General features: G+C 71.3%; 19 protein-coding genes and 1 other RNA gene. 10 read left to right on the top strand and 10 right to left on the bottom strand.

Features of this window, described 5'->3' with window-relative positions; all coding sequences use genetic code 11:
• Positions 1–105: 105 nt before the first annotated feature.
• Both L1785_RS16180 and glnA read right to left on the bottom strand, forming a co-directional pair.
• Positions 106–3,357, bottom strand: a complete 3,252-nt coding sequence (locus tag L1785_RS16180; RefSeq protein WP_236090362.1) for a bifunctional [glutamine synthetase] adenylyltransferase/[glutamine synthetase]-adenylyl-L-tyrosine phosphorylase — start codon at positions 3,355–3,357, stop codon at positions 106–108.
• Positions 3,358–3,459: 102 nt separating this feature from the next.
• Positions 3,460–4,797, bottom strand: coding sequence for a type I glutamate--ammonia ligase (glnA, locus tag L1785_RS16175; protein WP_236090315.1), 1,338 nt, complete (start codon positions 4,795–4,797; stop codon positions 3,460–3,462).
• 146 nt (positions 4,798–4,943) lie between these two features.
• Here glnA and panB point away from each other — a divergent pair, with 146 nt between their 5' ends.
• Entirely contained in the window at positions 4,944–5,777 is an 834-nt protein-coding gene (gene panB, locus L1785_RS16170) for a 3-methyl-2-oxobutanoate hydroxymethyltransferase (protein WP_236090314.1), read from the top strand.
• Between the two features lie 45 nt (positions 5,778–5,822).
• On the opposite strand, the gene L1785_RS16165 is transcribed toward panB, so the two are convergent.
• Positions 5,823–6,011, bottom strand: a complete 189-nt coding sequence (locus L1785_RS16165) for an SPOR domain-containing protein (protein ID WP_236090313.1) — start codon at positions 6,009–6,011, stop codon at positions 5,823–5,825.
• 72 nt (positions 6,012–6,083) lie between these two features.
• Between L1785_RS16165 and ppgK the strand changes: the two genes are divergently transcribed.
• Positions 6,084–6,842 (top strand): polyphosphate--glucose phosphotransferase, encoded by a 759-nt coding sequence (gene ppgK / locus L1785_RS16160; protein ID WP_236090312.1) that lies wholly within the window; start codon positions 6,084–6,086, stop codon positions 6,840–6,842.
• Positions 6,843–6,933: 91 nt separating this feature from the next.
• On the opposite strand, the gene L1785_RS16155 is transcribed toward ppgK, so the two are convergent.
• The 4 genes from L1785_RS16155 to L1785_RS16140 form a co-directional block, all read right to left on the bottom strand.
• A complete protein-coding gene (locus L1785_RS16155; protein ID WP_236090311.1) occupies positions 6,934–7,314 on the bottom strand; it encodes an STAS domain-containing protein in 381 nt (126 codons plus the stop codon).
• Between the two features lie 245 nt (positions 7,315–7,559).
• Complete coding sequence (locus L1785_RS16150) at positions 7,560–7,865, bottom strand: DUF3467 domain-containing protein (protein ID WP_236090310.1); 306 nt, start codon at positions 7,863–7,865, stop codon at positions 7,560–7,562.
• A gap of 105 nt (positions 7,866–7,970) precedes the next feature.
• Positions 7,971–9,218, bottom strand: a complete 1,248-nt coding sequence (locus tag L1785_RS16145; protein WP_236090309.1) for an MFS transporter — start codon at positions 9,216–9,218, stop codon at positions 7,971–7,973.
• A 221-nt stretch (positions 9,219–9,439) separates the two neighbouring features.
• On the bottom strand, positions 9,440–10,255 hold the full coding sequence (locus L1785_RS16140) for a YaaA family protein (RefSeq protein WP_236090308.1): 816 nt from the start codon (positions 10,253–10,255) through the stop codon (positions 9,440–9,442).
• Between the two features lie 114 nt (positions 10,256–10,369).
• Here L1785_RS16140 and rnpB point away from each other — a divergent pair.
• Positions 10,370–10,748, top strand: an RNA gene (rnpB, locus tag L1785_RS16135) — RNase P RNA component class A.
• 154 nt (positions 10,749–10,902) lie between these two features.
• Here rnpB and L1785_RS16130 read toward each other — a convergent pair.
• Complete coding sequence (locus L1785_RS16130; protein ID WP_236090307.1) at positions 10,903–11,664, bottom strand: glycoside hydrolase family 43 protein; 762 nt, start codon at positions 11,662–11,664, stop codon at positions 10,903–10,905.
• Between the two features lie 316 nt (positions 11,665–11,980).
• On the opposite strand from L1785_RS16130, the gene L1785_RS16125 reads away from it, so the two are divergent.
• Together L1785_RS16125 and L1785_RS16120 are read left to right on the top strand one after the other, a co-directional pair.
• The gene (locus tag L1785_RS16125; RefSeq protein ID WP_236090306.1) at positions 11,981–13,378 is read left to right on the top strand and encodes a glycoside hydrolase family 43 protein; all 1,398 of its coding nucleotides are present in this window, start codon (positions 11,981–11,983) and stop codon (positions 13,376–13,378) included.
• Between the two features lie 12 nt (positions 13,379–13,390).
• Complete coding sequence (locus L1785_RS16120) at positions 13,391–14,860, top strand: family 43 glycosylhydrolase (protein WP_236090305.1); 1,470 nt, start codon at positions 13,391–13,393, stop codon at positions 14,858–14,860.
• A 72-nt stretch (positions 14,861–14,932) separates the two neighbouring features.
• Here L1785_RS16120 and L1785_RS16115 read toward each other — a convergent pair whose 3' ends face one another.
• Positions 14,933–15,556 (bottom strand): VOC family protein, encoded by a 624-nt coding sequence (locus L1785_RS16115; protein WP_236090304.1) that lies wholly within the window; start codon positions 15,554–15,556, stop codon positions 14,933–14,935.
• Between the two features lie 144 nt (positions 15,557–15,700).
• Between L1785_RS16115 and L1785_RS16110 the strand changes: the two genes are divergently transcribed.
• From L1785_RS16110 to L1785_RS16100, 3 genes are all read left to right on the top strand, one after another.
• Positions 15,701–16,588 carry a hypothetical protein gene (locus L1785_RS16110; protein ID WP_236090303.1) on the top strand — a complete coding sequence of 296 codons (888 nt, stop codon included), beginning with the start codon at positions 15,701–15,703 and terminating at the stop codon, positions 16,586–16,588.
• 256 nt (positions 16,589–16,844) lie between these two features.
• On the top strand, positions 16,845–17,843 hold the full coding sequence (locus tag L1785_RS16105) for a magnesium and cobalt transport protein CorA (protein WP_236090302.1): 999 nt from the start codon (positions 16,845–16,847) through the stop codon (positions 17,841–17,843).
• 244 nt (positions 17,844–18,087) lie between these two features.
• Positions 18,088–18,567, top strand: coding sequence for an SRPBCC family protein (locus L1785_RS16100; RefSeq protein ID WP_236090301.1), 480 nt, complete (start codon positions 18,088–18,090; stop codon positions 18,565–18,567).
• 52 nt (positions 18,568–18,619) lie between these two features.
• Here L1785_RS16100 and L1785_RS16095 read toward each other — a convergent pair whose 3' ends face one another.
• On the bottom strand, positions 18,620–19,690 hold the full coding sequence (locus L1785_RS16095; RefSeq protein WP_236090300.1) for an AAA family ATPase: 1,071 nt from the start codon (positions 19,688–19,690) through the stop codon (positions 18,620–18,622).
• A 202-nt stretch (positions 19,691–19,892) separates the two neighbouring features.
• Here L1785_RS16095 and L1785_RS16090 point away from each other — a divergent pair, with 202 nt between their 5' ends.
• On the top strand, positions 19,893–20,492 hold the full coding sequence (locus L1785_RS16090; RefSeq protein ID WP_236090299.1) for a hypothetical protein: 600 nt from the start codon (positions 19,893–19,895) through the stop codon (positions 20,490–20,492).
• Positions 20,493–20,748: 256 nt separating this feature from the next.
• Entirely contained in the window at positions 20,749–21,342 is a 594-nt protein-coding gene (locus tag L1785_RS16085) for a hypothetical protein (protein WP_236090298.1), read from the top strand.
• The last annotated feature ends 116 nt before the right edge of the window (positions 21,343–21,458 follow it).

The raw sequence follows: 21,458 nt of genomic DNA, 5'->3' as shown, positions 1-21,458 counted from the left end.
CGCTTCGAGAAGGCGATCAGGTATCGCGGCCGAGGGCGAAGCGATACCTGATCGCCTTCTCGAACCGGACTGATCAAGAGGCCGGCAGGCCCCGCCACACGGACCTCACTCCGCGCCGTAGAACACCCGCTCCACCACCGCCCGGGCGCGACGGGCCGTGCGCAGGTACAGCTCTTCCAGCTCGGCGCCCGTGCCGACGTCACCGAGCAGCCGCGCGATCCCGGACAGCGCCATGCGGTCGTGGGGCAGCACGTCCACTCCTGCCCCCGTCGTCCGCCCGGACCACAGCACGATCGCGGACCGCAGCCGCGAGGCCAGGACCCACGCGTCCCGCAAGGCTGCGGCGTCGGCCGCGTCGACCAGGCCCGCCTCCCGGGCGGCGGACAGCGCCGCGATCGTGCCGGGCGTCCTCAGCGCGGGCACGTCCGCACCGTGCTGGAGCTGGAGGAGCTGCACCGTCCATTCGACGTCGGACACCCCGCCGCGACCCAGCTTGAGGTGCCGCGCCGGCTCCACGCCGCGCGGCAGCCGCTCCGACTCCACCCGCGCCTTGATCCGGCGCACCTCGCGCACGGTCGCGGGGTCGAGCCCGCCGGACGGGTACCGGAGCGGGTCGACGAGCTCGGTGAACCGTTCCGCGAGCGACAGGCCACCCGCGACACCCGGCCCGAAGCCCTCGGCGACGGCGCCGCCCGGGGCGACCGGTCCGGCGTCGGGCACCGGCGCCGTGACGGAGCCCGGCCGCAGCGTCCCCGCAAGGGGACGCGCCCGCAGGAGCGCCTGCGCCTCCCACGGCGACGACCACCGCTCGTAGTACTCCACGTAGGACGCGAAGGACCGCACGAGCGGCCCGGACCGCCCCTCGGGCCGCAGGTCGGCGTCGACGGGCAGGGCGGGCTCCGGTCCGACGTCGGACAGCAGCCGCCGCAGGTTCATCGCCACGGCCAGCGCGTAGTCCGACGCCGCACGCTCGGTGGCCCCGGGGACGGCCTCGTACACGAACATGACGTCGGCGTCTGAGCCGTACCCCATCTCCTGACCGCCGAGGCGCCCCATCGCGACGACGAGCAGCCGTGCCGGTTCCTGCCCGCGCGCGATCCCGGCGGGCTCGCGGGCGAGGTGCTCGGCGACCCGCAGAGCGCCGGCGAGGAGCACATCGGCGGCATCGGAGATCGCCCGGGTCGCCCGCACCGGGTCGAGGAGCCCGAGCACCTCCCCCACGCCGGTGCGGGCGAGCTCACGCCGGCGCAGGGCGCGCAGAGACACGGTGGCGGCTGCGGCGTCGGTCGCGCGGGTGAGCATGGCGTCGGCCTCGGCGCCGAGCCGGGCGGCGCCGCGCGGCTCGAGCGACGCGGTCTCGGCCAGCCACTGCACGGACTCGGGCGAGCGCGCGAGGGCCTCGGCGAGGTACCGGGACGACGCCAGGACCTGCGCGAGCCGGGCGGCGGCGGCCTCGGAGTCGCGCAGGAGCCGCAGGTACCAGGGCGTGGAGCCGAGCTCGTCGGACAGACGGCGGAAGGCGAGCAGACCTGCGTCGGGGTCGGCGCCCTGCGCGAACCAGCCGAGCAGCACCGGCAGAAGCTGCCGCTGGATCGCGGCGCGCCGGGTCACGCCCTCCGTGAGCGCGGTGACGTGCCGCATCGCCCCGGCCGGGTCCCGGTAGCCGGCGGCGGCGAAGCGCGCCACGGCCGCCTCGGGCGCCAGCGAGAGCTCGTCCTCGGACAGCTGTGCCGTGGCGGGCAGCAGCGGCCGGTAGAACACGGCCTCGTGCAGGGTGCGCACCTCGCGCCGCACGGCACGCCACCGCTTGTCGAGGGCGTTCGCGTCCGGCAGGCCGAGCCCGCGGGCGAGGCGGCGCAGGTCGGCCTCCGTGGTCGGCATGAGGTGCGTCCGGCGCAGCCGGAAGAGCTGGATCCGGTGCTCCAGCGAGCGAAGGAACCGGTAGTACTCGGCCATCCGCGCGGCGTGCTCGCGCCCCACGTACCCGCCGCCCGCGAGCGCCGCGAGCGCGTTGAGCGTGGTGCGTGAGCGGATGGCGGGGTCGGTGCGTCCGTGCACGAGCTGGAGGAGCTGGACGGTGAACTCGACGTCCCGCAGGCCGCCCGTGCCGAGCTTGATCTGCCGGTCGGCCTCGGCGGACGGCACGTTGTCCTCGACGCGCTTGCGCATGGCGCGGGCGTCCTCGACGAAGTTCTCGCGCGTCACGGCCTGCCACACGAACGGCTCGACCGCCTCGCGGTAGGCGCGGCCCAGATCGGGGTCGCCCGCGACGTGACGCGACTTGAGCAGCGCCTGGAACTCCCAGGTGCTGGCCCAGCGCTCGTAGTACGCCACGTGGCTCGCGAGAGTCCGCACGAGCGGTCCCTGCTTGCCCTCGGGTCGTAGCGCCGCGTCGACCTGCCACAGCGCGGGCTCGGCGGACGTCCCCGAGCAGACGCGGGCCAGCGCCGTCGCGAGCCGCGCCCCGGCCCGCAGAGCGTGGCCCTCGTGGACTCCCTCCTCCGGCTCGACGACGTAGATCACGTCCACGTCCGAGATGTAGTTCAGCTCGCGCCCCCCGGTCTTGCCCATGCCGACGACGGCGAGGCGCACCCCGGCCGCGTGGTCCGGCTGCTCCGCGCGGGCGATCGCGAGGGCGCCCTCCAGGGCGGCGCCCGCGAGGTCTGCGAGCGCCGCCGCGACGGCCGGCAGCACCACCTGCGGCTCGGGGGCGGTCACGTCCGTGGCGGCGATGCGCAGCAGCCGCGCCCGGTAGGCCCGGCGCAGGCGGTCCGTGTACGACGGCGGACGCTCGGCCGGGTGCACCGGCCGGCGTCCCGCTTCGGAGGGTGGGGTGGGGTCGGTGCCCGCGACCGGGGTCCGGGAGGCCGGGTCCGCGTCGACGGCGCGTAGCAGCTCCGCCCGGACATCCGCCGGGTCGACGGCCGTGCCGGGGGTCTCGTCGTCCAGGACGTCGAGGAGCTCCGGGCGTCGGACCAGCTCGTCCCCGAGCGCCGAGGACGCTCCGAGCACCCCGAGGAGGCGGGAGACGGCCGCCCGGGGTGAGCGGCCCATGCCCCAGGGATCGGGCAACGACTCCGCCTGCTCTGACGGCACCGCCGAAGCGCCGAGGAACGCGCGGAGTCGTCCGGGCGCGGCCGCCGCGATGCGGACGAGCTGGAGGAGGGCGAGGTCGGGGTCGGCGGTGTCGCCGAGGGCGCGCAGCAGGCCGGCGGACGCATCCTCGAGGGCGACGGAGTCGCCGTCTGGCCCGCCCGCGGGCGTCACGCGCGCGTGCCCGTCACGGACCTCGGTGAGCGCCGGGTCTTCCCACAGGGCGGCGGAGCGGGCGAGGTCCGCGAAGCCCGCCCTGATCAGATGGGTGGGTGGGGGGGGGGGGGGGCCGGCCCCCCCCCCCCCCCCCCCCGGCGGGGGGGGGGGGGGGCGCCCCCCGCCCCCCCCGGCGACGTCGTCGAGAAGTCAGAGGAACTGCAGGAAGCGCTCCAGCTCGTAGGGCGTGACCTGCGCGGAGTACGCGTCCCACTCCTGGCGCTTGTTGCGCAGGAAGTACTGGAAGACGTGCTCGCCGAGGGTCTCGGCCACGAGCTCGGACTTCTCCATGAGGCCGATCGCCTCGTCGAGGTTGTGCGGCAGGGGCGTGATGCCCAGGGCGCGCCGCTCGGCGTCGGTCAGCTCCCACACGGAGTCCTCGGTGGACTCGGGCAGCTCGTAGCCGGCCTCGATGCCCTTGAGACCCGCGGCGAGGATGACGGCGAAGGCCAGGTACGGGTTGGCGGCAGAGTCCAGCGCGCGGTATTCCACCCGCGACGAGTTGCCCTTGCCCGGCTTGTACATCGGCACGCGCACGAGTGCGGAGCGGTTGTTGTGGCCCCACGAGACGTACGACGGCGCCTCCTGGCCGCCCCACAGGCGCTTGTACGAGTTCACGTACTGGTTCGTGATGGCCGTGATCTCGCCCGCATGGACCAGCAGGCCGGCGATGAACTGGCGCGCCGTCTTGGACAGCTCGAACTGGGCGCCCGGCTCGTGGAAGGCGTTGCGGTCGTCCTCGAAGAGCGACATGTGCGTGTGCATGCCGGACCCCGGCTCCTGGGGCAGCGGCTTGGGCATGAACGACGCGAACACGCCCTGCTCGAGCGCCACCTCCTTGACCACGGTGCGGAACGTCATGAGGTTGTCCGCGGTGGTCAGGGCGTCGGCGTAGCGCAGGTCGATCTCGTTCTGGCCGGGCCCGGCCTCGTGGTGCGAGAACTCGACCGAGATGCCCATGGACTCGAGCATCGTGATCGCGGCTCGGCGGAAGTCGTGTGTGGACCCGCGTGCCAGGTGGTCGAAGTAGCCGCCGCGGTCCACCGGGACCAGCTTCTCGTCCGGCGAGGTGAGCTGGTTGAACAGGTAGAACTCGACCTCGGGGTGCGTGTAGAAGGTGAAGCCCTTGTCGCTCGCCTTGGCCAGCGCGCGCTTGAGGACGTTCCGGGAGTCCGCCAGCGACGGCTCGCCGTCGGGCGTGAGGATGTCGCAGAACATGCGTCCCGTGCCGTGCCGGTCGCCGCGCCACGGCAGCACCTGGAACGTGGTCGGGTCCGGCTTGGCGATCATGTCGGCCTCGTACACGCGGGTGAGGCCCTCGATGGCGCTGCCGTCGAAGCCGATGCCCTCCGAGAACGCCGACTCGAGCTCCGCGGGCGCGACCGCGACCGACTTGAGCACGCCGAGCACATCGGTGAACCAGAGGCGGATGAAGCGGATGTCGCGCTCCTCGACCGTGCGGAGCACGAACTCCTGCTGCCTGTCCATGGTGCCTATCCTGCCTCACTCCCGTTACGGATGGGTTTACCTCCGGGTGTCACGCGCGTGACACCCCGAGGACGGTTCCGGCCCGCCTCGCCAGGCTTAGGCTGGGCAGGGCACCGCCGCCCACCGCTCGACACCGCAGGAGGACCATGTCCGCGCACACCTCGCCCGCTCCCGGCGCCCCCAAGAGGGTGCGGGTGCACCATCTCGCCGAGGCCAAGGCACGCGGCGAGAAGATCACGATGCTGACGGCGTACGACGGCGTCACGGCCACGATCCTCGACGCCGCCGGCGTGGACACGCTGCTCGTGGGCGACTCGATCGGCAACGTGATGCACGGGCACACCTCGACCATCCCGGTCACGGTGGACGACATGATCCCGGCCGCGCGGGCCGTCGCCCGGGCGGCGAAGCGCGCCCTCGTGATCGTCGACCTGCCGTTCGGCTCGTACGAGGCAGGCCCGGCGCAGGCCCTCGAGACGTCGGTGCGGATCTTCAAGGAGACCGGCGCCGCCGCCGTGAAGCTCGAGGGCGGGCGACGCTCGGCCGCGCAGATCCGTGCCCTGACCGACGCCGGCATCCCCGTCGTGGGCCACCTCGGCTTCACGCCGCAGTCGGAGAACCTCCTCGGCGGGCCGCGCGTGCAGGGCCGTGGCGACGCGGCGGCCGAGGCGCTGTGCGCGGACGCGAAGGCGGTGGAGGAGGCGGGCGCGATCGCCGTCGTGCTCGAGATGGTGCCTGTCGAGGTCGCCGCCCGGGTCACGGAGATCCTGCGCATCCCCACGATCGGGATCGGTGCCGGCCCGGAGTGCGACGGCCAGGTGCTCGTGTGGACGGACATGGCCGGCATGACCGACTGGTCGCCGCGCTTCGCCAAGCGCTTCGCCGAGCTCGGGCGGGCGCTGCAGCAGGCCGCCGTCGACTACGTGGCCGACGTCAAGGGCGGCACGTTCCCGGACGAGGCGCACTCCTTCGAGAAGTGACGGGCCGACGGCGGAGCCCGGTTCCGCGCGGCGTGGCAGAGCCGCTCAGGAGCGGGACCGCCAGTCGTCCTCCTGGTCCTCCCACGCCTCGTTGCGGGACTTCGCCCGGTCGAGCGCATGCTCCGCCTCGGCGCGGGTGGCGTAGGGGCCCATGAGGTGGGTCCAGGAGGACCGGTGGCCTTCCTCGACCTCGCCCGTCTTCGTGTTGAACCAGAACTGGGGCTCGTCGCTCATGAGACGATCCTTGCACCAGGCACGACGAACGTGCCCGACGGCACGCGCGACCGAAATGAGGCTTTGCCCGGCATGCGTCAGCAGACCACTCAGACAGCGTTCGGCATCGACATCGGGGGGTCGGGCATCAAGGGTGCGCCCGTCGACCTCGCGACGGGCCAGTTCGCACGCGAACGCACCCGCATCCCGACGCCGGAGCACTCCACGCCCCAGGCCGTGGCCGAGGTGCTCGCCGAGCTGATCGAGGGGTACGACCTGCCCGAGGACGTCCCGGTGGGCGTCGCGTTCCCTGCGCCCATGCAGCGGGGCGTCGTGCGGTTCATCGCCAACCTCGACAAGTCGTGGACGGGCGTGGACCTGCCGGCGCTCGTGCACCGCGCGACGGGGCGCCACGTGGTGGCCGTCAACGACGCCGACGCGGCCGGCGTCGGCGAGCTCCGGTACGGCGCCGCCCGCGACGCCGACGGCGTGGTCCTCGTCGCGACGCTCGGCACCGGCATCGGGAGCGCCCTGTTCGTCGGGGGCGAGCTCCTGCCCAACACCGAGCTGGGGCACCTGGAGATCGACGGGCACGACGCCGAGTCGCGCGCCGCGGACTCCGCTCGTGAGCGCGAGGACCTGTCGTGGGAGGCGTGGGCACAGCGGCTCCAGCGCTACTTCGGCGTTGTCGAGAACCTGTTCTCGCCCGACCTGATCGTCGTGGGCGGCGGCGTCAGCAAGCACCACGCGAAGTACCTGCCGCTGCTGCACCTGCGCGCGCCGATCGTGCCCGCCCAGCTGCGCAACGCCGCCGGGATCGTCGGCGCGGCGAGCCTCGCGGCAGACGCGTAGGCCTCGGCCCGGCAACTCCCGGCACAGCGCCGCCGGCCGCTCGGGGCGAGCGGCCGGCGTCGCGCGATAGGAAAGGTCTCTGAGAGGCGGGTCAGCCGGCACGGCGCGCGACGCCGGCTCCTGCCTGGTAGGGCGGCCGGTGACCCTCGGCGAAGACCTCGTCCACGCCCAGCATCTCCAGCACGTCCCCGACCACGGTCGGCGGGTCGAGGAGGCGGACCTTGAGCCCCTCCTGCGTGCCGAACGTGTACAGCTGTACAAGGAACGCGATGCCCGTCGAGTCGATGAACGTCACTCTGGACGTGTCGATCACCACGGGCACGTTGCGCTCCAACGCGGTGGCGAGGGCGGCACCAGCCTCGCCTCGTAGGGCGACATCGATCTCGCCCCACATCGTCACTACGCTCGCGTCGAGTCTTTCCTCGAGCGCGATGCCCCCGGTGTGCCCCCCGGCAAGGTAGTTATAGCTCACTGCACATCGCCCCTGTCTCACGTGCTCCCCGGTAACGGCCCGCTGGAACTACAGGCCCCCCGACCCTCCAGCAGCTTTGGGAGATGCGACACCATCGTCGATCACGGGAAGCGTACAACGGGAAAGAACGCAAGCGGAACAGGCTTCCGGGGGTTTCTTTGCAGGAAATTCCCTGGTATGGGGAGGCAAATACCAGGACTCATACCTGTCCGATCTTTATCGCCTTTCGGGCAATCCGACATTTGTTAACGCTCACGTGACCGGCCGCTCTCGTTCTCCCACGCGTCCAGCTGCATCGTGAGCGCCTTCGCCAGCTCGAAAACCTGCTGCGGCGGGATCCGAACGCGCGACACAACCCTGCCCGGAACCACCACGTTGGTCACTTCACCGGTGTCCGGGTCCGTCGTGGGGCTCGGCGGCTGCTTCACCGCGATGAAGTCGAGCACGAACGACGTGGGGGTGTGCCACACCGACGCGAAGTCGGCGGGAACCCCCGTCTCCATGTCGTCGGGGACGTCGATCTGGAACTCCTGCGGGATCTCGTCCGGCACGACGCCTCCTCGAGGTGTGGCCACGGGCGGGTCCGTCCACGCAGCCTGTAGAGATTCCTGCGACGCTAGCGTGCCGAGGCGGTCCGGCGCCACGCGCAGGAGCGATCAACTGCGCGGAGTCGACGCGAACGCCCTGGCCAGAGGCAGCAGGGCGAGCACGAGCACCGCGGGCAGGGCGAACCCCACCCGCAGGCTGTCGGCGCCGACCAGACCGGTCACGACGGACCCCACCAGCGCGCCCGCGTAGTTGAACTGGTTGAACCGGGCGATCACCGCGTCGACGCGGTCGCGCCCCCCGCCCGCGATGCGCGCCGCCGCCGAGAAGCTCAGCGGCGCGACCACGGCCATGCCCGCGCCGAGCGCGGTGAAACCTGCGACCGCGACGGGCCAGGAGGGCGCCGCCACGACCGTGACGAGCGCGGCGAACGCCACCACGGCGCCCGCCCGCAGCACCGGCACCACGCCGAACCGCATGACGAGCCGGTCGCCCGACAGCCGCGCGATCATCGTCGCGACCAGGTACGGGAACGTCGCCAGGGCGACCAGCCCGAGCGGCAGGTCGAACGACCGCACCAGGTACGTGGGCCCCCACGACGTCGCCGCCGTGTCGACCGTGTAGAAGACCATGAGACCCAGCCCCACCAGGAGGATGGGCCGCCAGGGCACGCCGGCCGACGCCGGACCGGTCGCGTCGTCGGTCGTCGTCGCGATGGCGGTGGCCGGCTTCGCGTCGGTGGCCGGGGCGGCGTCGGTGGCCGGGTGGGCGGCGCCGGGGCGCATGGCGGCGTCCGCCGTCGTGCCGTCCGGGACCACCCGGGCCAGGAACGGCGCGAACGCGACCGCGAGCGGCACGACCGCGGCGATCGCCCCCGTGCCCGGCGGGAGCCCGCCGGTGAGCAGGGCCACCGCAGCGGCCAGCACGCCGCCGAGCGTCCAGTAGCCGTGGGTCGATGGCAGGACCGGCCGGCCGTAGCGGTGCTCGATGGCGACGGCCTGCATGTTCGAGGCGGCGTCGATCACGCCGAGGGCGATGCCGTACGTCGCAAGAGCGCCGACGAACACGCCCGCCGTCGGCGCGAGCACCACGACGGGCATCGCCACGCCGGCCAGGACCAGTCCCACGCGCAGCGTGGTCGCGCTCCCGAGGCGCCGGGCGGCCGGTTCCGTCACCACCGAACCGAGCCCGGCCAGCAGAACCATCATGAGCAGCAGGAGCGACAGGGTGACCTCGTCCAGGTCCCAGAGCTTCTGGAACCGGGGCAGCCGCGTCGTCAGGGTGATGTAGACGAAGCCCTGCGCGAAGAAGGCCGCGGCGACAGCGGCGCGCGCGGGGCGCAGGGTCGTCAGGTCCATCCGCGCATCCAACCAGTCCGCGGGCCCGCCGACCAGGACCTGGGTGCCGGAATGACGGCTGATTTCGACACCCAGGTCCTGGTCGGCGCGCTATGACGCCCAGGCGGTGTTGTTCGTCGCCTGCACCTTCGGCTCAAGGCGTTGTTGATCGCCTGAGCCTGCGGTTCCGCTTCGGGTGAGGGCCTCGTTCCTCGGCCCTCACCCTCCACTGCACCTTCGGCTCAGGCGAGCACGAGCTCCAGCGTCCTCGGACCGCGGCCGCGGGCGTCGAGGAGCGACGCCTCGACCAGCGTCTGGTCCCGGCCCGTCGAGACCTCCGTGAGCACCACCGTGCCGACCAGGTCCTGCGCCGACTTGAGCACGTCCTCGCCGGTCGTGGGCTCGGTCGTGGCCCGCAGGAGGCGGCCGGCCAGGACGCCGCGGGTGTGCTTCGCGTTGTGCGACACGACGGACCGCTTCCCGTCCACCTCCCGCAGCACGCGGACCTCCACCCAGTCCGCGCCGCGGGGCGGTCGCCAGGCGGCGACGTAGGTGGCGGACCGGCAGTCGACGACGACGTCACCGGCCGACCGCTCGTCGAGGGCCGACGCCAGGGCGGGCTTCCACGCCCGGGCGAGGGGTCCGACGTCGGGCAGCGTGACGCCCATGCTCAGGCGGTACGCCGGGATGCGGTCCCCAGGTGCGACCGTGCCCCACAGGCCCGAGAAGATGCGGACGGACGCCTGCGCGCGGGCTGCCGCTGCCGGGCCGAGCGACGCGAGGCCGGCGGCGGCGTACAGGACGCCCGTGTAGACCTGCGCCGCGGGCGCGGCGGGGGCCAGCGCGAGGCCGGTGTTCCGGGCGACCTCGGCGGCGAGGCCGTCGCTCACGCCGAGGACCGCGGTCGCGTCGGGCCGGGTGCTCACCGCCGCGAGCTCGGCGAGGATCGCGCGGCGCTGCTTCGTCAGCTCCGGGTGCGAGAGGGCCGCGAGATCCAGCGGCGAGGAGCCGTCGGGCGCGGGCGTCTTGCCCTCGGAGGGCGGCAGGAGCAGGAGCACGCGCCAACTTTACGGTGGCCGACGGCGGTCCCCCGCCCGGACCCTCCCCGCTCCTGGTCCGGCCTGACCCGACTCTCGGACCCCCTGTCCGAACCGGTAGGCTGGTGGGGCGGACGAGTCGGTCGGACGGTCGCGTCGCTGGTAGCAGCGCCGAGGAACGTCCGGGCTCCTCAGGGCAAGGTGGTGGCCAACAGCCACCCGGGGTGACCCGCGGGACAGTGCCACAGAGAGCAGACCGCCTCTCCCGGGAAACCGGGAGCGGTAAGGGTGAAAGGGTGGTGTAAGAGACCACCAGCGGGCCGGGTGACCGGTCCGGCTAGGTAAACCCCACCTGGAGCAAGGTCAGACAGGGAGCGTTCGAGGGCTGCCCGCCCGAGCTCCCGGGTAGACCGCTCGAGACGTGCGGCAACGCACGTCCTAGATGGATGACCGTCACCCGCGCGTGGGCAACCGCGCGCGGGGACAGAACCCGGCGTACAGACCGACTCGTCCGCTTCACACGGTCTGACCCCATGAACGCTCGCACGGTCTCGTGTGGGCGGCCAGGCCGCTCCAGGCGCTGAGTGCGCGGTGTGGTGGCGGTCAGCTCGATGGCCTTCTTCGCTGCGGGCACCGGGCCGAGGTGGGTGAAGTAGTGGTCGGCGTCTTCAAGAACGCCGTGGGTGACCGGGGCACCCGTCCTTGTGCACGGGGGAAATCACGCCACCGAGCGGCAGCTGAATTCCTCGGGCCCGGAGTCCGGGACTGATTGGTATCCCTTGGTCCACCACCCATCGCCGCACCATTTGAAATAACAGGTTTCCTGATGATGCAGGAATAACAGACTTCCTGATGATTCCGGCGCGTCCTGCAGCACAATGGTGGACGCACGTCAGACCGATGCCGGACAGGTCGCCCAGCCGGGTCCAGGTGCCGAGGATCGAGTTGCTGCCCTCGATCGTGATCTGTCCGTCGCCGGAGGCGCGGACGTACTTGTACCCGCCGACACTGCCCTCGACCTCGAGGATCTGGGTGTCGATGATGCCCTGAGTGCCGGGCCGGTCGATGTACAGCTCCGGGGCGGAGAACGTCCGGAAGTCAGTGGTGCGCGAGTAGTAGATGCGCGCCTTGTCGACGCCGTTGCGCGGGGAGATCGTTGCCCAGTAGACGATGTACTGGCCGGTCGCCGGGTCCCAGATCACCTCGGGCGCCCAGGCGCAGCCGGCGTCGGGGATGGCCCCGGCCACGTCGACGAGGCGGGGTGCGGACCAGTTCACCAGGTCGGTGGACTCCCAGATCACGAGCGAGGTGCTCCCCGCGTGCTGGGCGACGTTCCAGCCCTTGCCGTTGGCGATCCGCAGGTCGGTGGCAATCAGGAAGAACTTGTCACGGGAACTTCGGCGATCGGCGTCCTGCCGGTCACCGAGCACAGCGGCTGCAACCGGAAACGAGTGTGAGCGTTAACATCCGCCACCGTCAAGAGTTGCGACAAGACGGTCCGGAAGTCGATGCGTTTCGATCCAGCCCAGCGGACTAGACGGACAAAGCGACTCTTGACAAGGTCGATCCGTCCTCAACAGACTGTGCGCGTCGGCGAGTTGTTAGCGTTCACATCCCCGCCGTCGTGCACCGCACTTCGCCATCGCAGCCGAAGGACCGCGGGTACGCACAGTGCCGAGATCGGGTTGGAGCGTCTGCCCGATGCGTCGCGCGCTCGCGGCCCGCCCGACCCCAGAGGGAACCACAATGTCTCTGCGCCACCGCCTTGTCGCGGCGCTCACCGCACTGGCCACGGCCGCCACCGGCGCGCTCGTCGCCGTGAGCCTCACCGCGCCGCCGGCAGCCGCCGCCACCTACTCCGCCTACGTCATGGGCTACTTCAAGGAGTCGCCCGACCAGTCCGGCGACAGCTACGCCCTGCACCTGGCGGTCAGTTCCGACGGCCTGGACTGGATGCCGCTCAACCAGAACAACCCCGTCGTCACCCCGACCGCCGGGACACAGGGCCTGCGCGACCCGTACATCCTGCGCAAGCAGGACGGCACCTTCGTCGCTCTCGCCACCGACCTCACGGGGCGGGTCTTCAACCAGGACAACCAGTACATCCACGTCTGGGACTCGACGAACCTGACCAGCTTCACCGGCTACCGGCGGGTCAAGCTGCACTCGATGGCGACGCACTCGTGGGCGCCGGAGGCGTTCTGGGTGCCGTCCCGGAACCAGTACGCGGTGATCTACTCCGCGAACAACGGCACCCGCGACGTGCTGATGGTCAACTACACGACCGACTTCGTGAACATGGGCACCCCGCAGGTCTTCTTCGACCCGGGGTTCAACGTCCTGGACGGCGACGTCCTGGTCGACGGCTCGACGTTCTACCTGTCCTACAAGAACCTCAACGACAATCGTCTGTACGTCGCGCGCTCGACCACCGGGGCCTCGAACAGCTTCACCACGATCAGCAGCGGCCTGAGGCAGGGCGACGCGATCGAGGCTCCGGTGCTGGTCAGGTCGAACACGAGCAGCACGGTCTGGCTGTGGGGCGACTCGTTCGCGCCGGCCAACGCCGTGGTCTACGGCTGGCAGACCACGAACGTCGACGGCAACTCGTGGTCGGTGATGAACCAGCGGGCGTTCACCCCGCCGATCAACGCCAAGCACGTGACGATCACCCCGATCACGTCGGCCGAGCGTGATGCACTGGTCGACCGCTGGGGCGCCCCGGAGTGGAACCGGCTGAAGTCGTACAACTTCCCCGGTCGCTACGTGCGGCACGCGGGCAACGTCGCGCGGATCGACCCGTTCCCCATGGACCCGACCGCCGACCAGCAGTGGCGCATCGTCCCCGGACTGGCCGACCCCGCCGGGGTGTCCTTCGAGTCCGTCAACTTCCCGGGCAGGTACCTGCGGCACTACGCGTACAACCTGCGGCTCGACCCGAACGACGGCACCTCGGCCTTCCGCGCCGACGCGACGTTCTACCCCACCGCGGGACTGGCGGACAGCTCCTGGACCTCGTTCCGGTCGTACAACTTCCCGGACCGGTACATCCGCCACTACGAGTACGCGCTGCGCATCGACGTCCTGGGCTCCGGCTCGTCCACCACCGCCAAGCAGGACGCGACCTTCGACATCACGTACTAGGAGGGGACGACGATGACCAGCACCCTGCGCCGGCGCCTGGTGCGCGCGGCCGCCGCGCTGCTCGCCCTGATCCTGCTCCCGCTGACCGCCATCACCGGGAGCGCCGCCACGGCGACGTTCACCAACCCGCTGAACAGCTCCGGCCCCGACCCGTGGATGACGTACCACGACGGCTACTACTACCTCATGACCACGCCGTGGAGCGGGCCCATCACGATGCGCAAGGCCCCGACCATCGAGGCGCTCAAGGGCGCCGCGGCGGTCCCGGTGTACGACGACTTCCCGGCGAGCCGCGGCAGCAACGTGTGGGCACCGGAGTTCCACCTGATCGACGGGCCGAACGGCCCCCGTTGGTACATCTACTACTCGGCAGGTTCCGGCTCGATCGAGGCCCAGCGGGTGCACGTCGCCGAGAGCGCAGGGACCGACCCCATGGGCCCGTACACCTACAAGGGCATGGTGTTCGGCGCCAACGACTGGTGGGGCATCGACGGCAGCCCCGTCACGATCAACGGCCAGCTGTACTTCCTGTGGTCCGGGGTGCCGGCCCAGTGGACCGGTGCGGACCCGAGCATCTACATCGTGGCGATGGGCAACCCCTGGACCGTCACCGGCGCTCGCACCGCCATCTCGACCCCGACGCACGCCTGGGAGCGGCAGGGCACTCCGATGAACGAGGGCCCCGTGGCGCTGCAGCACGACGGACGCACGTTCGTCACCTACTCGGCCAGCGCCTGCCAGGGCCCCGACTACAAGCTCGGGCTGCTCACCCTGACCGGGAGCAACCCGCTGTCGGCGTCGTCGTGGACGAAGAACGCGACCCCGGTGTTCCAGCGCAACGACGCCAACGGCGTCTACGGACCGGGGCACAACGGGTTCTTCACCTCACCGGACGGCACGGAGAGCTGGATCGTCTACCACGCGAACGCCTCGTCCACGCAGGGGTGCGGAAGCACCCGCACGCCGCGGATCCAGAAGTTCACGTGGAACGCGGACGGTACGCCGAACTTCGGTGTGCCGGTGGCTGCGAGCACGGTGCTGAACGTGCCGTCCGGCGAGCCGGTCGTGACCTACCAGCGGATCCAGTCGTACAACGCGCAGGACCGGTACGTGCGCCATGCGAACTTCGAGGCGCGGATCGACGCGAACGTCAGCCCGGTCGCCGACTCGCGGTTCCGCGTGGTCCAGGGCCTGGCGGACAACGGGACCGGGTACGTGTCCTTCGAGTCGGCCAACTACCCCGGCTACTTCCTGCGGCATCAGGACTACCAGCTCGTCCTGGCACGCGACGACGGCACCGAGCTCTTCGAGGCCGACGCGACGTTCAAGCAGGTGCCGGGCCTGGCGAGCTCCTCCTGGGTCTCGTTCCAGTCGTACAACTTCCCGGACCGGTACCTCCGCCACTACAACTACCGGCTCCGGATCGACACCATCTCGACCGACCAGGGCCGCGCGGACGCGACCTTCCGCTTCGCCGGCTGACCCGCGTGCGCCGGGCCGCTCGCCGGCCCGGCGCACCCTCCCCCCACAGATCGATCGAGAGGAAGTGGCTCGTCAGTCCTGGCTGCCCACCGGGACGGGTTCCCAGGCGAACCCGTCCGGGTCTGTGAGCGCTCCGATGTCGCCGCTCACCGTGAGCCGGTGCGACCCCGAACCTTCCGACGGCACACCGGCGTCCTTGGCCAGGGCGCGCCGCTTGTACAGCCCGAGCCCGATCCGGCTGGAGGGCGTGTCGAACTCGACGTAAGAGCCGAAGCTCTTGCCCACGGTCAGTCCGCGCTCGGCGTAGAACCGCTTGCTCGCCGACACGTCGGCGGCGCCGAGCAGGAGCACGATCTGGTCGACCTCCCGAGAGGCCGGGCCGGAGTCCTTCTTGGCGGAGGTGGCGATCTTCCAGATGCTCCCGTCGGGCGCCTGGACCACGCCGCCGTAGCCCCACAGGGACTTGGTGACCGGCTTGATCGGGGTGGCCCCGGCGGCGACGGCGGCGTCGAACAGGGCGCTGACGTTCGCCGGCTGGGACGCGATGAGGGACACGGTGTATCCGCGGAAACCGGTGGTGGGTGCGTCGGTGGTGCGGAAGCGGAGTGAGTCGCCCAGACCGAAGGCGGCGTCGTAGAAGGAACGTGCGGTGGTGGGGTCGGTCACCTCGAGGGTGACGGAGTCGATGTGTGCCATGCCCTCCACGCTAGGGACTGCGCGGTATGGGGTGCTTCTCGATTCCTGACCGACTCGTCTCACCTCGACGGGCGTCGCGACGGCGCAGGCGCCGCCTGTGCCCATATCTCGACGGCCACTAGTCTGTGACGGATGAGTCCGGATATGGTCGATTACACCCCATTGCAGGCGACCCCTACCGACGCCGATTCGGCCAGGGTGCTCGAGGCCGCGCGTCGTGGTGACTTCGGCCCGGAGACCGCGCGGTACGTCGCCGGATCCCGAGCCGGGAGCGCGGCGGCCGGCTGCCTCGTGGGCGGCTTCGTGACCGTCATCGTGCTGATCACCATCGTGGTGCTGCTCGTGGAGGGCGACTCCGACGCGCTGGTCGTGGGCGGGTTCTTCGTGGGCGGCTCGGTGCTCCTGGGGGCGATGGTCGCGGGGCTCGTCGCCCTGGGCGAGCGCCGGAGCGTTCGGCGGCTGGTCCGCTTGGTCGCGTTCGCCCAGGCCAACGACCTAGCGGTCGAGCCGGAGGCGCAGGTGCAGCTGTTGCCGGGCTCGATCTTCGTCTCGGAGGCCCACGCCCGCACGATGCACCGGGTGCAGTGGCCGGCCGGTGGCCTGTCCTTCGAGCTGGCCACCCACACCCGATGGCGGGGGCGTCAGGCGACGGTCCAGGTGCGTTTCCTCGCCGCCCACCTGGACGTGGAGCCTCCGCGGCTCACCTTCCACCACGGCCGCTCGGGTGGGATGCGGCCTGCAGAGGTCCTTGGCACCGACGCCTTCGAGGACGAGAAGTTCGCGCTGATCGCGCGTACCCACGAGCACGCCGGCGCCCGCGCGTTCATGACTGACGAGCTGGTCGCGCTGCTCACCGATCCCGATCGGCCTGTGAGCGCCGAGGTCGCCGACGGCTGGTTCTTCGCCTACTTCCGGCACTACGACGAGCTCGACGAGCGAGGGTGGCGGCAGGCCTTCTCGGTGGCGGAGGCGGCCGTGCGTGCCCGCGACGCGTTCAAGGCGTGGGAGGAGTCCCGCCGATCCGGCGAGTGAAGGTTCGGCACCGGGTGTGATGTGGTCATGGGGTGTCACCGGACGTCCTGGCATGAGGCGCTCAGGGCCGACTCGGTACAGTTCAGTGATGGCTGGAACTGGGAAGCCAGGGCGGGCAGCGTCTGCCGATGAACCTGCTGGGCGGCGCGTTGATGGAGCGCGGCGGCTCGGCCGGCGCGCACGGGGGCGGCCCGGTGCCGGGCTCCGGCTCCCGGAAGCTTCGGAGGACAGCGTCCGCGAGCGTGGCATCGAGGCCGTGATCGGCGACTGCGGCGTCTACGTGGACGGGCGTCGCCGTCCGGGACGGGTTCCGCTGGACCAGGCCGCCGAGGCGGCGCGCACAGCCTCGGGATTCGTCTGGATCGGGCTGCAACAGCCTACTTCCGAGGAAATTGCCGTGGTCGCCGAGGAGTTCGGGCTGCCGGCGCTGGCGGTCGAGGACGCGGTGAAGGCGCATCAGCGGCCGAAGCTCGAGGTGTACGGCTCCGTGGTGTTCATGGTGCTCAAGCCGGTCCGCTACGTCGATCACGAGGAGGTGATCGACGTCAGCGAGATCGCGCTCTTCCTCGGGCGGGACTTCGTCGTGACGGTCCGGCACGGTGACAGCGACGTGCTGGGCCGGGTACGAGCCGAGCTCGACAGCGGCGATTCGAAGCCGGTGGTCGACGGCCCTACCGCGGTTGTCTATCGAGCCGCTGACCTGGTGGTCGACGGCTACGAGGAAGCCATCGTCTCCATCACAGAGGACATCGACGAGATCGAGAGCCAGGTGTTCGGCGGTGACGGCGGCGAGGACCATGCGGAACGGATCTACAAGCTCAAGCGCGAGGTGGCGGAGTTCCGCCGTGCGGTGCTTCCGCTGAACGCTCCCCTGCGTCAACTGGCGGAGGGATCGATACCGGTCGTGGACAAGGCTGCGGCGCCCTACTTCCGCGATGTGCACGACCACGCCCTGCGGGCCTCGGACGGCATCGAGGGTCACGACCGGCTGCTCTCGGACGTGCTGCAGGCCGACCTGGCCCGGGTCGGGGTGCGGCACAGCAAGATCGCCGTCAGGCAGAACGCGGACATGCGCCGCATCTCCGCGTGGGCGGCGATCGCGCTGGTGCCGACCGCCATCGCCGGGATCTACGGGATGAACTTCGAGTACATGCCCGAGCTGACGTGGCGGTTCGGCTACTTCGCGGTCGTGGGCGTCGTCGTCAGTCTCTGCGCCGGTCTCTACTGGCTCTTCCGCCGCAGCGGCTGGCTCTAGGTGTACCGCCGCATCTCCCTCACGACGGCGAGTGTGCCGGACGCGCTGTCGCAAGGTCCGGTCCGTGTTGACGCCGGCGCGGGAAGGGCTTCTGATCGTCAGGAGCCTGCTCGACCGGGCGACCCAGAGCATTGCGAGCGAGAAGAGATGCACTCACCATGATCGACGCCCAGGTGATCGTCGAAGCGGGCCGCCGCGCCCGGCACTCCACGGACCGCCCCCAGACCGCGACAGGGAGCCTGCGGTGACCGTGCGGGACGTCGTCGTCACACGGACGATAGACGCTCCGGTCGGCCGTGTGTGGGACGCCTGGACCCAGCCGGCAGAGGTCGTGCGGTGGTGGGGCCCCGCCGGCTGGACGTCGCCTGAGGCGCACATGGACGTGCGGGCGGGCGCCAGCTCGCACGTGTGCATGCGGTCCCCCGACGGCGTCGAGCTGCACAACCTGTGGACCTACCAGCAGGTGGAGCCCGAGGTCCGGCTCGAGTTCACGATGGAGTTCTGCGACCCGTCCGGTCGTATCGTCGATCCCGCCGACCTCGGCCTGCCACCGGGGATCCCCGTCCCCGTTCGGCACGTCGTGACCCTCGCCCCCGGAGTCGGGGAGAGCACCGAGCTGACCGTCACGGAGTACGGCTACACCTCCGAGATGACGTACCAGATGTCGCTCGCCGGCCTCGAGCAGACCCTGGACAAGATGGCGACGAGCCTGACGGGGGGATGACCGCGCGCGCCGGCCCGGCCCGAGAGGCGTCCTGACCCCCGGCCACGAGTCCTCATCCGAGCACGAGCGCTGCGACCTCCTCGGCCACCTCGTCTGCGCTCCGGCCGGTGGTGTCCACCACATGCCCAGGGCCGAGGCGCGTGGACGCCGCCTCCGCGGCGACGGCGAGCAGGTGTTCGACGCTGCGATCCCGGAGCGGATCGCCGGGCTGGGCCCAGCTGCCGCCGTCGCGGCGACTGAGGATCCGTGCGGTGAGCTCGTCCGGTCGGACGTGCAGCCGCACCAGGGTGCGCCGGTGAGGCGCGAACGCAGCGTCGTACGCGCCGAGGGCGTCGTCGTCCACCTGACCGACGACGACGAGGCGCCACGCGCCGACCGCCGCGAACCCGGCAGCGATCGCGGCGGCGATGCGGGCCCTGTTCTCGTGTCCGCCCGGGTCACCCGGGAGCCGCGGGCAGAAAGCGACCTGGTCGAGGTCGAGGTACGCGACACGTGCGCCGGAGCCGAGCAGGCGCAGGTAGGCCGGGAACCCGACGGTGGACTTGCCGACGCCGGTCGGTCCGCACAGCCACAGCACGTCGAGGTCCGCCGGCGTCGGCGCGACCGGGGCCGGGCCAGGAGCCGAGGCGCCCGGCCAGCTGGGCACGGCGCTACGAATGTCGGCGACGACGGCGGGAACGGCCGCGGTCGTCGTGTCGACGACGTGCGCGGCCCAGGAGGTCCGCTCCACGCCGGCGGCCTCGGCGAGGGCCGACTCGACCAGGTCAGCCGAGCCGCGCCGTTCGAGCCGGGCGGCGAGCACCGTGCCGTCTGCGCGCAGCCGGACCACGCTGAGGTCGGCACCCGGCAGAAGGTCCGCGTCGGGTCCGCGCACGGGATCCACCACGCCGGAGACAACCACGGCGCTCGCCCCCGCGGCACGGTACCCGTCGACCACGGCGGCCAGGTTGCGGGCCTGGAGCCGGTGCCGGCCGGGGTCGTCGGGCGGCTCGGGGTAGCAGATGCCGAGCTGATCGATGTCGACGTACGCAACGTGCGGGCCGAGCTCCTCGCACAGCGCCCATGCGACGGTCGACTTGCCGACCCCGGGCGGGCCGCAGATCCATAGGACGGGAAGCGTCATGGCCGGAACGTACTGGGCCGGAACGCACCGGGAAAGCCATTTCCCGTCAAGCCGCCGGTGGAGAACGGCTCCCGGTTGGGTGAACTCGCGCCTCGTGGGCACCGATCCCGGTCCGGGCCTACCACCGGACAGGGCAGGAGTTCACGATGGAGAGGACCGCGCAACGGCGCGCGGCCGGACCTTTGTTCGGAGGGAAGATCCCATGAAGCGATTACTGAAGATCTCGGCGGCCGCAGCAGCAGTGGTGATGGTGCTGGCCGCGCCGGCGGCCGCCGAACCAGCGGTGTTCGTCGAGCACTGGACCGAGCACGACGAGTTCCTCGCGCAGGAGCGATTCAGCACACCGGAAGAGGAGTGGTGCCCGCAGGTCGACTTCCCGGTGTGGGTCGAGGAGGACGCCTCGGGGACGTTCCGCCTGCTCAGCCACGGCGACTCGCCGCTCTACGGGGCGAGCACCTTCAGCAGCGAGGGCTCGTTCACGAACCTCGACAACGGCCTGACCTTCTCCTTCATCTCCAGCGGTCAGGAGAAGGATGTGCACGTCACCGACCTCGGCGGCGGCCTGCTCTCGATCGAGGTGCAGATCACGTCCAGGACGACGTTCTATGGACCCGACGGCGAAAAGCTGTTCCTCGACGCAGGGCGGGTGTCGTTCACGCTCGTGATCGACACGAAGGGGACCCCGTCGAACGAGGACGACGTGGAGGTCAGCTTCGAGTTCGGTGGCGCCACCGGGCACTTCCAGACCGCGGGCCGGAACTTCTGCGACGACCTCATCGAGTTCATCGGCGACGAGAGCTGACGTTCGAACGTCTGCTCACAGCGTGTACTCGACTGGTGGTCGCTGGCCGAGTGCACGCGACCGACCCACACCATGGACAGCGCCCCCGCCGCGGGAGCGGTCGGGAGCGCCGTCGGTTGCGTCTGCGGGGTGATCAGGCGGCGGTTCCCAGCCGGGTGAACTCCCGCCCCGTGGGCACCGATCCCCGGTCCGCCCTCCATCATGGAGAGGACCGCGCAGCGGCGCGCGGCCGGAACCACGTACGGGGACGAGTCCCATGAAGCGATCACTGACGATCTCGGCGGCCGCCGCAGCGGTGGTGATGTGGCTGGCCGCGCCCGCGGCAGCCGCACCAGCCGTGTTCGTCGAGCGATGGACCCAGCACGACGAGTTCCTCGCGCACGAGCGGTGGGACACACCGGACGAGGAGTGGTGTCCGCAGGTCGAGTTCCCGGTGCGGGTCGAGGAGGACCGCTCCGGGATGGTCCGCCTGCACACCCGCGGCAGCTCGCCGCACGACGGGGCGAGCACCTTCCGCCGCGAGGGCACGTTCACCAACCTCGACAACGGCCAGACCTTCTCCTTCACCACTCGCGGTATGGACAAGGACGCGCGCGTCAGAGAGCTGGGAGGCGGCGTGCTTTCGATCGAGGGGCAGACCACGGCAAGAACGTCGTACCGCGGCCCCGACGGCAAGAGACTGTTCCGCGACGCGGAGCAGCTGTCGTTCACGGTCGAGATCAACGCGGAGGGGACCCCGTCGGACGAGGACGACGACGTGAAGGTGGACTTCGAGCTCGGCGGCACCGACGAGAACGGGCAGACCACCGGCCGGAACCTCTGCGAAGACCTCGTCGGTTTCATCGGCTGACGGGAGAGGTCCACCCTCTGACCGACCGACCGTGATCGGCAGTTCGTCGGGGGGGGGGGGGGGCGGGGTGGCCCGCACCCCCCCGAATGGCCGGGCCCGGGCCGGCCCGGGGCGGG

It is taken from the genome of Antribacter soli, assembly GCF_021568775.1.
In the GTDB taxonomy this organism is placed as follows: Bacteria; Actinomycetota; Actinomycetes; order Actinomycetales; family Cellulomonadaceae; genus Antribacter; species Antribacter soli.
Note: the sequence above shows the minus strand (reverse complement) of the source record. Positions and strands in the feature narration are given on the sequence as shown.

Excerpts from the sequence above, each read along its gene's own strand:
- glnA (WP_236090315.1), bottom strand. The coding sequence starts at position 4,797 with ATGGACAGGCAGCAGGAGTTCGTGCTCCGCACGGTCGAGGAGCGCGAC.
- panB (WP_236090314.1), top strand. The coding sequence starts at position 4,944 with ATGTCCGCGCACACCTCGCCCGCTCCCGGCGCCCCCAAGAGGGTGCGG.
- L1785_RS16165 (WP_236090313.1), bottom strand. The coding sequence starts at position 6,011 with ATGAGCGACGAGCCCCAGTTCTGGTTCAACACGAAGACGGGCGAGGTC.
- ppgK (WP_236090312.1), top strand. The coding sequence starts at position 6,084 with ATGCGTCAGCAGACCACTCAGACAGCGTTCGGCATCGACATCGGGGGG.
- L1785_RS16145 (WP_236090309.1), bottom strand. The coding sequence starts at position 9,218 with ATGGACCTGACGACCCTGCGCCCCGCGCGCGCCGCTGTCGCCGCGGCC.
- L1785_RS16125 (WP_236090306.1), top strand. The coding sequence starts at position 11,981 with ATGTCTCTGCGCCACCGCCTTGTCGCGGCGCTCACCGCACTGGCCACG.
- L1785_RS16120 (WP_236090305.1), top strand. The coding sequence starts at position 13,391 with ATGACCAGCACCCTGCGCCGGCGCCTGGTGCGCGCGGCCGCCGCGCTG.
- L1785_RS16115 (WP_236090304.1), bottom strand. The coding sequence starts at position 15,556 with ATGGCACACATCGACTCCGTCACCCTCGAGGTGACCGACCCCACCACC.
- L1785_RS16110 (WP_236090303.1), top strand. The coding sequence starts at position 15,701 with ATGGTCGATTACACCCCATTGCAGGCGACCCCTACCGACGCCGATTCG.
- L1785_RS16095 (WP_236090300.1), bottom strand. The coding sequence starts at position 19,690 with ATGACGCTTCCCGTCCTATGGATCTGCGGCCCGCCCGGGGTCGGCAAG.
- L1785_RS16090 (WP_236090299.1), top strand. The coding sequence starts at position 19,893 with ATGAAGCGATTACTGAAGATCTCGGCGGCCGCAGCAGCAGTGGTGATG.
- L1785_RS16085 (WP_236090298.1), top strand. The coding sequence starts at position 20,749 with ATGAAGCGATCACTGACGATCTCGGCGGCCGCCGCAGCGGTGGTGATG.